We start from the raw sequence: 14,085 nt of genomic DNA on the forward strand, positions 1-14,085 counted from the left end.
ATGACCGCAGAAAGTCCGAACTTGTCCACCGTCTAAATATCTCACATTTAAAGCGTTATCATTGGTTTTGCAACTTAAAAATGTGAGGTTATGAAGAGTACATTTAAAGTCCTTTTCTATTTAAAGAAAGGCTCTGAAAAAAAGAACGGTGAAGTTATGATTATGGCAAGAATTACCATTGACGGTAAACTTTGCCAGTTCAGCACAAAACAAAGCATTTTGCCTGATAGCTGGAATATCGCAGCAGGAAAAGCCAAAGGTAAGGATACAGGTAAAATCAATGCTTTATTAGATGATATAAAAGCATCCTTAAGCAATATCTACCACGAACAACAACGGCGTGACAATTATGTAACAGCCGAAAAGGTGAAGAATGAATTTTTGGGACACAGTGAGAAATACGAAACCGTCCTTACCCTTTTCAAAAAGAACAATGACGATGTTAAGCAGTTAGTCGGTATATCCAAGACGATTGCTACCTATCGTAAATATGAAGTGACCCGCCGCCATCTTGCCGAGTTCATCCAAAGCAAATATAACGTATCGGATTTTGCGATAAATGAAATAACACCGATGTTCATTACAGACTTCGAGTTATATTTGCGTACTACCTGTAAATGTGGTTATAACACGACCGCTAAGTTCATGCAGTTTTTCAAACGTATTATCCTGATTGCCCGTAATAATGGCATCTTGATAGGCGACCCATTCGCCAGTTATAAAATACGTTTGGAAAAAGTGGATAGGGGTTACTTGTCAGAGGATGAAATAAAAATCATCCTTAAAAAGAAGATGGTTTCTGAACGGTTGGAAAACGTCAGGAACTTGTTTATTTTTTCCTGCTTCATGTTGCAAGACATTTGACTTCTTCTTTCTGATTGATATACAAAGAATTAGAGAATACCTATTCTTGAATAGGTAACGATTTAGAAACGAGCAAACTGCACATATTCGCCATGTTTTGCATTAAGTCTAAAGAACGCTTTATCACTCTGCAAAGATAGAGTTTTTTGTTTGTCTGCTATTTTTTCTTGCCGTAATTTTAATAGTTAGTTCCTATAAACTTTATAGTTGTCGAATTTTATTTTTACTAATTATCATAATAAATGACAGATTCTAGTCTGAGTTATTCTCTGGCTGAAACATTGAGCAAACAGAACCTGTTCAGCAACTTCACATAGGGCAAATGAACTACAATATGCTGTGAAAAATGTTTTACTATGACATGATTGAAAGTCATGAGTAATTTCTGAATTAAGAAATAACTTAAGTCAATCCGATAAAAATCTCATTTTACAAGAAGTAATATCATTTGTTTTTATCAAAACTATGATTTTTTTCAAAGAAAAACACTGACTCAATTTTACTTTTATTTCTTTGCAAGGTCTTTTATATAGAACGCCCATTCGAATGAGTTCATAAAAAGGTTCGTGGAACATGAATGTATAACGAAATAATACAATAACTATGTGTACAACGAGAAAATGGAAAACAGGAATACTGTTAATCGCGATGATATTGGTTTGCGGAGCTGCAAATGCACAACATTGGCATCGGCATTATCGTCCCAACCGGGTTGTCACTGTTGTAGTTCAACCTGACGTGATATCCCATGTAAGTAACCGTTTCAACCCAAAGGAGCGATTGGCGATGGCTATAGCTTATCTGGAAACGCATGAACACCTTACTATCAGGCAATATGCAAAAATGACACACCTTAGCATGGCATCGGCGGAAGCTGAACTTGACGCTTTTGTCATGGATAAGAAAAAGCCCATACGGCTTGTAATCAGAGGAAAAAAGAAAGTGTACATCAAAAGGCAATAGGATATGAAGAAGAATTGGAAACTACTGATATTGGGAATGACCGCTATGTGTTTGCTACAATCTTGTGTAACCGTGCGCAAGGCCCGCCCTCACCATCATCACCATCACAGACATTGTATGCTTCTTTACCAACAGCCTACAGGTACGGATTCGTTGAATGTACCTGATACTTATATAGCAATAGAAAACCCGATAAATTATGAACGTAAAGGATGACAAGGAACTTGTGTGGCTGACAGCTAAAGATCCGGAGAAAGGCTTCCGTTATCTGATGGCGAAATACAAGGAAGCAGTTTACTGGCATATCCGAAGACTGGTCGTAGCTCATGAAGACGCACAGGATGCAACGCAGGAAACGTTCGTCAGGGTGTTCCGGTCTTTATCCGATTTCAAAGGTGAATGTACTTTTCGCTCTTGGGTATATCGGATTGCTACTAACGAAGCCTTACGTCTGCTTGGGAAATATAAGAAAGAAGAACTGGTGTCATTGGATGACTCTTTCAGCGAACTAAGCAGCCTGATGGCTGATGAATATGTCGATTACAGTGATTTGGAAACCGTCAAGCTGCAAAAAGCCATTTTGTCCTTGCCTACCAAGCAACAGCTGGCTTTTAACCTGCGATACTATAATGAATTGGGATATGACGAGATTGCCGGAATCATCGGTTCAACAGTAGATGGAGCAAAATCCAACTACCATATCGCCAAAGATAAGATTGTCAAATATATGAATGTTAACAATTAGATGTATGAAAAGAGATTTTGATTTCGACCGCATAGGTAAACGTCTTCCCTATACCGCGCCCGATGGCTTTCTGGATGATATGGAAAACAACGTATGGGAAACTGTAAGACAGGAGATGTTACCTTCCAAACCCAAACATCATTTTCGTCTTTGGTATTCTTTGACAGGAGGACTTGTGGCAGCAAGTATTGCACTATTGGTTGTCTTCAATTTATTGCCTGATAATTCAAGAAGTGATTTTGAAGATGTTGAAAAGGCTTTTTCCAATCTGAGCAGTAGTGATCAGGATTACCTGTTTGCAACTTATCAGGATGACTTATTTATGAAATTTTGAACGAGTAAAAAATAAAAAGACATGAAGAATATCATTAAAGTTCTTGCACTTGCAATCGCAATGGTAACTATCAGCACAAGTGCTTATGCCCAAAAGAATGAACGGCAGCGCATGACCAGAGAAGAGTTGGCCGAAACCCAAGCCCGGTTTATAGCCAAAGAGATGGCTATGGATGACGCGACAGCCACGCAGTTTGTGGAGACTTTCTGCCAGTTCCAGAAAGATATTTGGGCACTTGGCTCCCGTCCTAAAAGAGATACCTCTCATCTTTCGGATAAAGAGGCTGAACAGGCAATGAATGAGAGGTTTGCTCATAGCCAAAAGATACTTGACTTGAGGAAAAAGTATTATTTGAAATACTGCAAATTTTTAACACCCAGCCAAATAGAGAGAGTATATGAACTGGAAAGAGGAATGATGAACAGGCTGTTCAACCGTTCCAAAGACAAAGGAAACCATAAATAGGACAAGATTATGAAAATAAAAGTATTTGGCATATTTTGCCTGTCGTTTCTGATGGCGTCAGCCTTGTCTTCATGTGACAGTGAAGAGATTATAGACCAACAGGAAGAGGTGTCCGGCAATGAAAATCCAACCATGACCGTTCTTGCCGAACAAGTGGCAGGAAGTGACGGGTATGATGAAAATGGGGTTACTGCGTTGAATTTCCCAAGTTCACAGAATTTGCACAGCATATCCAGTGGCTTGAAACTGAATTCTCAGTTGTCCGGAATCACAAAAATAGAGTTGGAAAGTGTAGATGGTTATGCCTTGGCCGGAACTGTCGGTATCCAATGGGGAGAAACAGCGGAAACACTTGTCGGTGAAGTGGAAAATGCCAACTCCATTTTGGTGTTCAATGCCCCGGATGAAAACGGTCTGACTGCCGGAAAAGACTACTACATTTTTACCTTACCCTGCGACCTTTATGGAGGTTATCGCTTGTCAATCTATCGGGAAGGACTCGTGGCACATTATTTTGGTGTACACCAGACCGTAGAATCAGGTTCGTTCATAAGTCCCGTCGATTTGGAGGAGGATGAACTGGAATTTGACGATCCGGATGCACCGCTCGTGGAAGAAGAACGACCGGAACTGGATGCCACGACAACGGCACTTCTCCGTCAATATCAGCAAAATCCTACGGAAGAAAACAAGCAGGCGTTATTGGATCAGATGGGTATCCGTTACGACAAGGTAGTAGCTCGCAAGAAAGCCAAGCTCCGTGAACTGGAGAGGGAAGCCTTAACTTTGGATGTGGTGGAAGAAATGCAGGAGATTGTGGATGAGATGGTAGAGAACCGTGATATCCGTCTCGAACAGCAGTTACTGCGCCTTATAGACCCCCGGAATGATGACAACCCCAACGATGCGTGGATGGTACTGCGCGGTGCGTCTGCCCCCAATGCCTACATCGGTTATGCCCCTGTAACCAATGCGGAATATGCAGCCTTCAAACCAAATTTTACCTATGAAGCCGGACAGGACAACTATCCGGTAGTGAATATCACGATTGCGGATGCCACGGCTTATTGCGATTGGCTTACGGCACAGGATAATTCGCATAGCTACCGTCTGCCTACCGACGAGGAATGGATTCTCGGTGCAGGGCATATGCCGAAGGACGTTGTAATGAACGCCGACCGTGTGGAGACGGGACTGACACCTGTGGATGCTTACAGTCAGACAACAGGTGCTTGTGGAGGCATTGACTTTTGGGGCAACTGTTGGGAGTGGACTTCATCCACGGATACAAACGGGCAGTATATCATTAAAGGCGGCAGTTGGGATTCTGAACGTGACGATTGCCGTAGCGAGAAATCCGATGTCGTAAGAATTGGTACACAAGGATATGCCAATGTCGGTTTCAGAGTCGTAAGAACTGATTCTATTTAATTCTCCAAAATAATATACGAATATGAAAAATTTGTTTTTAGCAATGGCTGTTGCTATTGTGACGGCCACCGCTGTGTCCGCACAAGACAGCGACAAGGAAGATAAAATCGTGGTTTCAACCCTCCAGACGGATAAAGCGGATGGATACGAGGGAGATCCCTCCAACCGATGCGGTATCAAATTCAATTTCCGGCTTACAGGCGTGATAAAGGTAGAACTGGAAAGTGTGGATGGACTTCCATTGGCGGGTGTAGCAACCATTTGTAAGGATGTTCAAGGAAAAACAGCAATCGGTGATATGGCACATACAAGTACTATCATTACATATAGTGCGAGCAATAAGTCTGGATTTATACCCGGAAAAGACTACTACATTTCCACCTTGCCTTGCGACCTTTACGGAGGATACAGGCTCTCCATTTACCGGGACGGACTTGTGGCCCATTATTTCGGTGTGCATCAGAAAGTGGACTTGGGAGAATTTATCAGTCCCGATGATTGGGTGGAAAGTGAATTGGAGTTCGACAAGCCCGATGCCCCACTCGTGGAAGAGGGACGTCCCAAAATGGATTCCAAGACGCATAACCTGTTCGTCCAATACTGGAAGAATCCGACGGAAGCCAACAAACAGGCGTTACTCGACCAGATGTGTGTGCGCTACGACAAAATAGTGGCAAGAAAGAAAAATAAACTCCGTGAACTGGAACGTGAAGCCCGGACTTACAGCATAGTGGAACACATGCAAGGTATTGTGGACGAGATGGTGCAGAATAGAGATACCCGCATACAACAGCAATTCCTGCGCTTTATAGACCCTCGCAGGGACGAGAACCCGAAGGATGCGTGGATGGTACTGCGCGGTGCATCGGCTCCCAATGCCTATATCGGCTATGTACCGGTAACCAATGCCGAATATGCCGCATTTAATCCTCGATTTGCCTATGATGCAGGTAAAGAAAACTATCCGGTGGTAAATATCACCATTGCCGATGCCACGGCTTATTGCGATTGGCTTACGAAGCAGGATCGGAAGCACATCTACCGTTTGCCAAGCGAAGAAGAATGGATTCTCGGTGCCGGACATATGCCTAAAGATGTGGCTATGAACGCCAACCATATTGAATCAGGATTGACGGCAGTGGATGCTTACAAACAATCCACAGGAGCGTGTGGAGGCATTGACTTTTGGGGAAACTGCTGGGAATGGACTACCTCGACCGATGCCGATGGGCAGTATATCGTCAAAGGAGGAAGTTGGGACTCCAAACGTGACGATTGCCGTAGCGAGAAATCGGATGATGTAAGAGTCGGTACGCAAGGTTATGCCAACGTAGGTTTTCGAATTGTAAGGATAGATGTCTCCAAATCCATGAAATCAAAGTTATAATCAATTTAATAATCAACCCGTAAAAGAAAATTCAGTATGAAAAGAATATTTTTAGTTATGGCCATTGCCATTGTTACAGTCCTTCAAGTGTCTGCACAAGACAACAACCGTCAGATGACCGCACAGCAGCGGACAGAACAGCGTATCAAGCAGATGGATGAAAAATTGAAACTGACCGATGAACAGGAAACAAAAATCCGTGAATTGTATGCAGACTTCAACAAGCAAAAATATCCCCGTGAGAAACGTAGGGAAGTCATGGAGAAATTGACAGCAGACATTTCTCTTCTCTTGACTGCCGAACAGCAAACCATTTACAAACAAATGACGGAACAGGCGATTGCTGAAATGAAGAAAGACAGACGTAACAAGGTTAAAGAATAAAAGTTAGTCATTGTGTGTTTCAAGGTCTGGACTTCTTAGCATAGGGAGTCCGGACTAATGACACAATTCTCATTGAAACCGAAGTATAATGTATCAATTTAGAATAATGATTAAAGTCCTGTTGCTTTGCTTATGTATGGTTGCTTGCAATGATAATGACAAGGGGGATTCTATAATACCTTCGGAGCAAGAACCTGAAGTTGGAGTTTCATCTGATTATACAGAACTCTTGAACAAAACAACACCCGTCCCGTCTGAATATAATCAGGAATTTGCATTAAAAGGGAGTGTTGTGCAAATTGATTATGACACCCAAAATTACGTGAAAGGAAATGGGGAAATGCGCAAGAATACTGCCTACATCTATTTACCGTATGGTTACGAGGAAGTATCTGACCAATGTTATAATGTATTTTATTTTGTACACGGCCATGGCGAAACGGCAGCTTCCTTCTTTCAAAATGAAAATAGGTTGTTATGTAAATTGCTGGATCACATGATAGGCAATGGTGATATGGCTCCGACTATCGTTGTCTCAACAAGCTATGTTTATGGTAATCCTGTTGATTACTATCCTGATGCAGATCCCTATTGCGAGGCTCTACCACAAGAACTGGTAAACGATTTGATTCCGATTGTAGAGAGTCGTTATCACACATATACTGAAAGCACCGATATTGTCGGAATAAAAGCGTCAAGAGAACATCGGGCTATCGGGGGCTTTTCAATGGGGGCTGTAACAACTTGGTATGCATTGGAACACACGCCGGATTGTTTCAAATACTTTATGCCGATAAGTTCTGATAGCTGGTCATTAGGACGTTTTGCAGGAATGGATTATCCGACTGAGACAGCAGAATATTTTGCCAACATTGTTCGTTCCGCCACTTCATCGAAGAATGATTTTTATATATGGGCTTGCAGCGGAACGGATGATGTCGCATACGATAGAATTTGGGCACAAGTTCAGGGTATGGCACAACTCTCGGACGTGTTTTCTGTCAACAATCTGACTTTCCATGAACAAGAAGGGGCTCGGCATGAGTTTCGTTCTTTAGCGGAGTATTTATATAATGCACTACCATTCTTGTTCCCCAATTGATAATATTTGAGGTTATGCTGTCAATGGCAGGCAATATGAAAATAATAATAGCTTTGTCTACAAATCCTATGACGATGAAAGACTGGATAGAGGCTTTAGATAATCAGATTATTGCTCATAAATGGAAAGTTTTGATTGGCAAGGGAAACATTTCGCACAAACAAGCGATTGAAAAAGCAAAAAAGAGTTCGCTATCTATCGCAAACGTGAAATGGATTTATTGGAAAGTGATTTTGATAAGGAAATCAAGAAGTTGAAAGATAATAAATAACGTGTGTCGTATGGGGATGGACATAATTGTTTTTATCAAGGCAACATTGGACAATCTGAATTTTTGCTTACCTTTGTTATTGGCTAATCATTCCACTTCAATTTGAAGCAAGATGAAGAAGGTAGCACGTTACAAATCCATTACCTATACCAAGAAAATGGATTTTTAAATATTTGAAAGATAAGGATATATCTTTAGAAAAAAAATTGTAGCTAAATTGTTACCTATTCCTTACCGGACAAAAACGGTAACGATTTGTTTATAAATAACCTGATAATGACTTAATTAGTTATAGTCCCTAATACTTTATAAAGATAATTTTGAAGCTTTGAATGAAGGTTTTGCTTTCTGTATTTCTGATTCGAAACCGAACCAATAGCCATTTTCTGCTTCTTCATCAGTGGGTAGAAAACAGAGACGAAGACTGTTGTTGTATTCTCCATATATTACATTCCAATTTTCTGGGGGAACTTGATGTTTGGTTTTAACCTTTTCTGCCGGGAGCTTCTTCAGTGACATACCGGCTTCTATCCATGCGATAGTAGCGATCGTTTGGTAACTAGGATAGTTCTGTTTGCAATACTCATAAAGAATAAGACCACGTTTTTCGAGACTCATAGGCTGATCAATGAGATTTGTACGTATCAGATGGTTGAGAAAGTCATATAAGAAATTCTCATCGTGTAATATCAATTCGCGAGTCAGAGTTTGCCAGGCAGCTGTATTATAGAAGCCATCTAGTAAGCGGGAAAGTTGCCGGGCAGTTTGCAATTCGCTGACACTGATTTCTCGTGTTTGTAAAACTTCGTATGGGGGTAGGGGAGAATATTGTATGCCAAGTTCTTCTGCACGTTTTCTCATTTCTGTACCGGGAAGTAGTTTTAGTGATTCCAGTTGTATTTCGCCGGCATTATATCTGGCGAGAGTACGTACATCCTCAAAGATTTCATTGAGATGATACAATGGAAGGCCGGCTATAAGGTCAGCATGGGTTATCATATTGGGTAATGAGCAAAGATATTTCAGTCCCTCTAATGCATCAGATAGCTTACCTATACGACGGCTTTGTTGAAGTACCGGTTCGCGGAGGCTTTGAATACCGGCTTCAAGATGGAGAAGTCCTTTGGGCAGTTGTCTCAATTCTTCTTTTAGCTCGTGGGAGAGAAGTGCAGGATGTATCTCTAAATGAAAACAAATATCAGGGAAATCAAGAAATAACTGAAGTAACTTTTTTGCCCGATGTGAGTTGTAATTAAATGTACGGTCAAGTACCCGTACGTTTTTTATCCCATGTTGATGGATGATTTGGAGCCGTTTACGAATGTTTTCAATAGATAAAGTACGTACTGGTTTTTCTCCTCCGCTGACACAGAAAGCACAAGTGTTGAAACATCCTCGGGTAGTTTCGAGCTGCACAAAAGGTTTGCTCCAATTGAAAAAACGACTTGCTTCGGGGGGGGTAAGATTTGAAAAGTTCGACACACGGGCTATGCCATTATCTTTGTATTTTCTTTCTGAATCAAGATAACAAAGGCCGGGAATGTCGTTCCATAGTTGTGGCTCATTCCAATGGGACAACCATTTTGGGAATGATTCTTCTCCTTCTCCTCTGAATACACAATTAATAAATGGATTTTTATGTAGGAATTCTTCATTATCTCCAAGAAATTCAGGACCTCCTAAAACGAAACAAGATTCGGGTAACAGTACTTTCAGTCTTGAGGTAATATGTAATAGTTGTTCATGGTTAAAAAGCCAAGTTGTTGCGGCGAGGATGTCGGGCTTGTATTGATAGGCTTCTTCTACAATACTACCTATATTTTCATTGATTGTAGCTGATACGACGTTCCATTCAATGGAAGAATCGTCTACCAACTGCGCATGCAATGCGGGGAGAGCTAATGAGGAATGAGCATAGGAACTATTCAGGTCTATCCAGAGAATTTTCATATCCGATTGAGTTATATTTTTGCAAAGATAAAGTATTTTTCTTGATTTGTTTCCTTTCACTTTGATGCTAAAGAAATACTTACCGAGTGCAATGAAAAACAATATATTACACAATAAAAATATGTAACGTAAGGAAGATGTTACGCTACATATCTTCTTTTCTTTTTGGGGCTATGACCTCTATAACGTAAAAGCCTTGTACATAAAAAAAAGAGGAAATTCATTTTGAATTTCCTCTTTTTGGGGGGGTGACTGAAGGGACTCGAACCCTCGACATTCAGAACCACAATCTGACGCTCTAACCAACTGAACTACAGTCACCATATTTATGCATTTCTTAAATGCGGTGCAAAGATAGAGATAATCTTTAATATTGCAAAGAATATGGCAAATATTTTTGTTTGTTTTTTGCTATTTGCTATTCTCTATAATTCCGATATTGTATCGTTGTAATAGTTTTCGTGAGTTTTTTAAAAAGATATTCAAGTGGTTACGAACCGTAGATGGTAAACTGTCTGAAGAAAAATTAACAGGATAAAGAATATAATTTTTTTCCCTAGTGAGGTTGGGATGTGCGGTCCAAACTAAATTATATCCGCAATGTATGACCCGAGGGAAGGGAAAAGAGATAAATGAGGATACAAAGGATGGAGAATAACTTTTGTCGGTAAATCTCGGATATACAGGTGGGGGGAGTGGATATTTTTCAAGTTCCAAGGTAAAGATTAGTCCACCATCTGTATTCGTCGCGCTCATATTGGAAATGAAATTGCCTAATGAATAGACTATTGCATGTTGTTGAAAGCCATTTGTACGTAATTCCATGGGTTGAATAACATGTGGATGTGAACCTATGATATGTGTTACCCCCTGCTGTAATAGCCAGTCGGCAAGTTCTCGTTGTTCTTTATTGGGGAGTGAATGGTATTCTTCTCCCCAATGCATACAGGCAATAATTACATCTGGTTTTCTAGCTTTAGCACTAGAAATATCCTGTTGGATGATTTCTTTATCAATATAGTTTACGATGTTCGGGGAGGAGACTTTTATTCCATTCGTACCATAAGTATAATTAAGTAAAGCAATACAGAAATTTTTCTTATAGATGAAAAGGGGATAATGTTGTTTTCGTTCGGATAGGTTTTTGTAAGTTCCAACATGTAGTACAGAAAGGGAATCAAGCATTCGGATAGTACGTTCCAGTCCTTTCTTACCACGGTCTAGGCAATGATTATTGGCAGTGAGAAAAATATCGAAACCGGCATCTTTGGCTGTCTTTAGAAACTCATCAGGAGCACTAAAGGAGGGATATCCATGATAAGGTTTCCCTCCAAGTGTTACTTCGAGGTTGGCAATAGCGATATCTGCTCTTGAAATTTGTTCTTTTACCTGCGAGAAACAAGGGGAATAGTCATACTTTCCATCAGAAGTACGTGCTGCATCTATTTGAGCTTGATGTTGCATTAAGTCACCAACAAATAATAGCGTAATCCTTTCCTGCGCAAAAAGGGTTACGCTATATAATAGAGTAATAAAAACGACAAGCGCTTTCATTGCTTCTGTGATTGGTAAATTGCTTTCTTACCTGCCAATAAAGTATTTTTCATTAATGAAACAATAGTCATTGGTCCTACACCACCCGGTACAGGAGTAATGAATGAGCATTTGTGAGCGACTTCATCAAACTTGACATCACCTGTCAGCTTAAAGCCAGACTTTTTTGTAGCATCCGGTACACGTGTAGTACCAACATCGATAACCACAGCACCTTCTTTTACCATTTCTGCCTTTACGAAGTTGGGTTGCCCTAAGGCGGCAATAATAATATCTGCTTCTTGGCACTCTTTTACCAGATCTTTGCTACGACTATGGCAAACGGTTACGGTTGCATCTCCCGGGTAAGCTTTTTGCATCATCAAGGCAGCCATAGGTTTACCCACAATATTACTACGTCCCAGTACTACGCATTTTTTGCCGGAGGTCTCTATCTTATATCTTTTCAAGAGTTCGAGGATACCATTGGGGGTGGCGGATACATAACAAGGTAGTCCGATAGACATACGACCCACATTGATAGGATGGAAACCATCAACATCCTTGCGGTAATCAATTGTCTCGATCACTTTCTGTTCTGAAATATGTTGGGGCAGAGGTAATTGCACAATGAAACCGTCAATGTCGGGATCTTCATTAAGTTCGCGTACTTTAGACAAAAGCTCTTCTTCCGTCACATCAGATTCGTAACGAATGAGCGAAGACTTAAATCCACATACTTCGCAAGCCTTTACTTTGGCTGCAACATAAGTTTCACTGCCGCCATCGTGTCCTACAAGGATTGCGGCCAGATGGGGGCGTTTGCCACCTTTAGCTACGATTTCGGCAACTTCAGCAGCGATTTCCTGCTTTACCTGTTCTGAAATTGTTTTTCCGTCTATTAGTTGCATACTATTTTCTGTTATTTATTTGTCATTATTTCTGTTACAGTTTGAATCATATTGTCACCACGAAGATTACGTTTAAGGATGATGCCGAATATAAATTGGTTGTCTCCTATAAGAGTGTTGTTAATATTCTTATTATCATCGTAATGCATCATATAAGCCATCTTTACATTTGCAGAAGAATTACTTAATTCTTCTTTTACTATATATGCACCAGCTTGTTGTTGTGTTTATGCAGAATTGCATACACAAAATATTACCAGTAGACTGATAGTAACTGCTAAAAAACTCATTTTCATAATGTATGCTATTTTGTGATTGAAATAACAAATGTAATACAATTCATCCAAGTAGCATAATAAAAAAAGGAGAAAGTTTACATGCTTTCTCCTTTATTATCTATAAAAAGATATTATCTCTTCATCTTCGGCATCATTTTTCCCATCTTACTACCTGTAACCATCTTCATCATCTTACGAGTTTGGTCGAACTGTTTCAGCAGACGGTTCACTTCCTGAATATTCGTTCCACTACCTTTGGCGATGCGCTGACGGCGTGAACCATTTAATATTGCAGGATTACTACGTTCTTCGGGAGTCATAGAGTGGATAATGGCTTCAATACTCTTGAAGGCATTATCGTCTATGTCAATATCTTTGATCGCTTTACCCACACCCGGTATCATTGAAGCAAGTTCTTTTAGATTACCCATTTTTTTGATTTGGGCAATCTGACTTAAGAAATCGTTGAAATCAAACTGATTTTTAGCAATTTTCTTTTGCAGGCGTTTAGCCTCTTCTTCGTCATATTGCTCTTGTGCACGTTCTACCAAAGAAACAATATCACCCATACCCAAAATACGGTCGGCCATACGTGAGGGATGGAACTGATCGATAGCATCTAACTTTTCACCAGTACCCACGAATTTAATGGGTTTATTGACCACTGAACGGATGGAAAGAGCAGCACCACCACGCGTATCACCATCCAACTTTGTCAATACGACACCATTGAAATCCAGTCGTTCATTAAATTCCTTTGCCGTATTTACGGCATCCTGGCCAGTCATGGAGTCTACGACAAATAGAATTTCATTCGGATTGATCGCTTTTTTAATAGCCGCAATTTCGTTCATCATCTCTTCATCTACAGCCAGACGACCGGCGGTATCGACGATTACGAGGTCATAACCTTTAGCTTTTGCCTCCTGGATGGCATTTTGTGCAATAGCCACCGGGTCTTTACTATCAGGTTCGGAGTACATAGGTACTTCAATTTGTTCGGCCAGTACACGTAATTGTTCGATTGCAGCAGGACGATATACGTCACAAGCTACCAATAAAGGCTTCCGGTTCTTTTTACTTTTCAGCATACGAGCTAACTTTCCGGAGAAAGTTGTTTTACCTGAACCTTGCAAACCGGACATCAAAATGACTGCAGGTTTGGTATCAATATTAATTTCAGCAGTTTCACCGCCCATGAGTAGAGTCAGTTCATCATGTACAATTTTCACCATTAACTGACTGGGCTTAACGGCAGTAAGTACGTTCTGCCCCAAAGCCTTTTCCTTTACTGTATCTGTAAAACTTTTGGCTACTTTATAATTTACGTCAGCATCCAAAAGGGCTTTACGTACATCTTTCAGCGTTTCTGCTACGTTGATTTCGGTAATTTTACCTTCACCTTTAAGAATTTTAAACGACCTCTCAAGTCTTTCGCTTAAATTATCGAACATAGTATCTAATTAC

Annotated in this window: 13 protein-coding genes, 1 tRNA gene and 2 pseudogenes; 11 read left to right on the forward strand and 5 right to left on the reverse strand. The window is 40.5% G+C overall.

What is annotated here, in order from left to right; all coding sequences use genetic code 11:
* Positions 1–90: 90 nt before the first annotated feature.
* From C1A09_RS09015 to rhuM, 11 genes and pseudogenes are all read left to right on the forward strand, one after another.
* A pseudogene (locus C1A09_RS09015) lies at positions 91–846 on the forward strand (phage integrase SAM-like domain and Arm DNA-binding domain-containing protein); the annotation flags it as partial.
* A gap of 621 nt (positions 847–1,467) precedes the next feature.
* Positions 1,468–1,827 carry a hypothetical protein gene (locus C1A09_RS09020; RefSeq protein ID WP_101543212.1) on the forward strand — a complete coding sequence of 120 codons (360 nt, stop codon included), beginning with the start codon at positions 1,468–1,470 and terminating at the stop codon, positions 1,825–1,827.
* Between the two features lie 3 nt (positions 1,828–1,830).
* Positions 1,831–2,043, forward strand: a complete 213-nt coding sequence (locus C1A09_RS16230; RefSeq protein WP_145998979.1) for a hypothetical protein — start codon at positions 1,831–1,833, stop codon at positions 2,041–2,043.
* Complete coding sequence (locus C1A09_RS09025; RefSeq protein ID WP_101543213.1) at positions 2,027–2,572, forward strand: RNA polymerase sigma factor; 546 nt, start codon at positions 2,027–2,029, stop codon at positions 2,570–2,572. The genes C1A09_RS16230 and C1A09_RS09025 overlap by 17 nt, the downstream gene beginning before the upstream one ends.
* 4 nt (positions 2,573–2,576) lie before the next feature.
* Entirely contained in the window at positions 2,577–2,906 is a 330-nt protein-coding gene (locus C1A09_RS09030) for a hypothetical protein (protein ID WP_101543214.1), read from the forward strand.
* 21 nt (positions 2,907–2,927) lie between these two features.
* Positions 2,928–3,371, forward strand: coding sequence for a hypothetical protein (locus tag C1A09_RS09035; RefSeq protein WP_101543215.1), 444 nt, complete (start codon positions 2,928–2,930; stop codon positions 3,369–3,371).
* Between the two features lie 9 nt (positions 3,372–3,380).
* A complete protein-coding gene (locus C1A09_RS09040) occupies positions 3,381–4,802 on the forward strand; it encodes a formylglycine-generating enzyme family protein (protein WP_233519935.1) in 1,422 nt (473 codons plus the stop codon).
* A gap of 22 nt (positions 4,803–4,824) precedes the next feature.
* Positions 4,825–6,189 carry a formylglycine-generating enzyme family protein gene (locus C1A09_RS09045; RefSeq protein ID WP_101543217.1) on the forward strand — a complete coding sequence of 455 codons (1,365 nt, stop codon included), beginning with the start codon at positions 4,825–4,827 and terminating at the stop codon, positions 6,187–6,189.
* 36 nt (positions 6,190–6,225) lie between these two features.
* Entirely contained in the window at positions 6,226–6,573 is a 348-nt protein-coding gene (locus C1A09_RS09050; protein ID WP_101543218.1) for a Spy/CpxP family protein refolding chaperone, read from the forward strand.
* Between the two features lie 106 nt (positions 6,574–6,679).
* A complete protein-coding gene (locus tag C1A09_RS09055; RefSeq protein ID WP_158557852.1) occupies positions 6,680–7,675 on the forward strand; it encodes an alpha/beta hydrolase in 996 nt (331 codons plus the stop codon).
* A 50-nt stretch (positions 7,676–7,725) separates the two neighbouring features.
* A pseudogene (rhuM, locus tag C1A09_RS09060) lies at positions 7,726–7,946 on the forward strand (RhuM family protein); the annotation flags it as partial.
* Positions 7,947–8,252: 306 nt separating this feature from the next.
* On the opposite strand, the gene C1A09_RS09065 reads toward rhuM, so the two are convergent.
* The 5 genes from C1A09_RS09065 to ffh form a co-directional block, all read right to left on the reverse strand.
* Positions 8,253–9,896 (reverse strand): B12-binding domain-containing radical SAM protein, encoded by a 1,644-nt coding sequence (locus C1A09_RS09065; RefSeq protein ID WP_101543220.1) that lies wholly within the window; start codon positions 9,894–9,896, stop codon positions 8,253–8,255.
* A gap of 247 nt (positions 9,897–10,143) precedes the next feature.
* Positions 10,144–10,217 (reverse strand) — tRNA-His (locus C1A09_RS09070).
* Positions 10,218–10,307: 90 nt separating this feature from the next.
* Positions 10,308–11,450: a CapA family protein gene (locus tag C1A09_RS09075; protein WP_101543221.1), complete on the reverse strand. Its 1,143-nt coding sequence runs from the start codon at positions 11,448–11,450 to the stop codon at positions 10,308–10,310.
* The gene (gene folD / locus C1A09_RS09080; RefSeq protein ID WP_101543222.1) at positions 11,447–12,340 is read right to left on the reverse strand and encodes a bifunctional methylenetetrahydrofolate dehydrogenase/methenyltetrahydrofolate cyclohydrolase FolD; all 894 of its coding nucleotides are present in this window, start codon (positions 12,338–12,340) and stop codon (positions 11,447–11,449) included. Before folD ends, C1A09_RS09075 begins: the two co-directional genes overlap by 4 nt.
* 409 nt (positions 12,341–12,749) lie before the next feature.
* Positions 12,750–14,072: a signal recognition particle protein gene (ffh, locus tag C1A09_RS09085; protein ID WP_101543223.1), complete on the reverse strand. Its 1,323-nt coding sequence runs from the start codon at positions 14,070–14,072 to the stop codon at positions 12,750–12,752.
* Between the last annotated feature and the right edge of the window lie 13 nt (positions 14,073–14,085).

The sequence above is a fragment of the Bacteroides cutis genome (genome assembly GCF_900241005.1).
In the GTDB taxonomy this organism is placed as follows: Bacteria; Bacteroidota; Bacteroidia; order Bacteroidales; family Bacteroidaceae; genus Bacteroides; species Bacteroides cutis.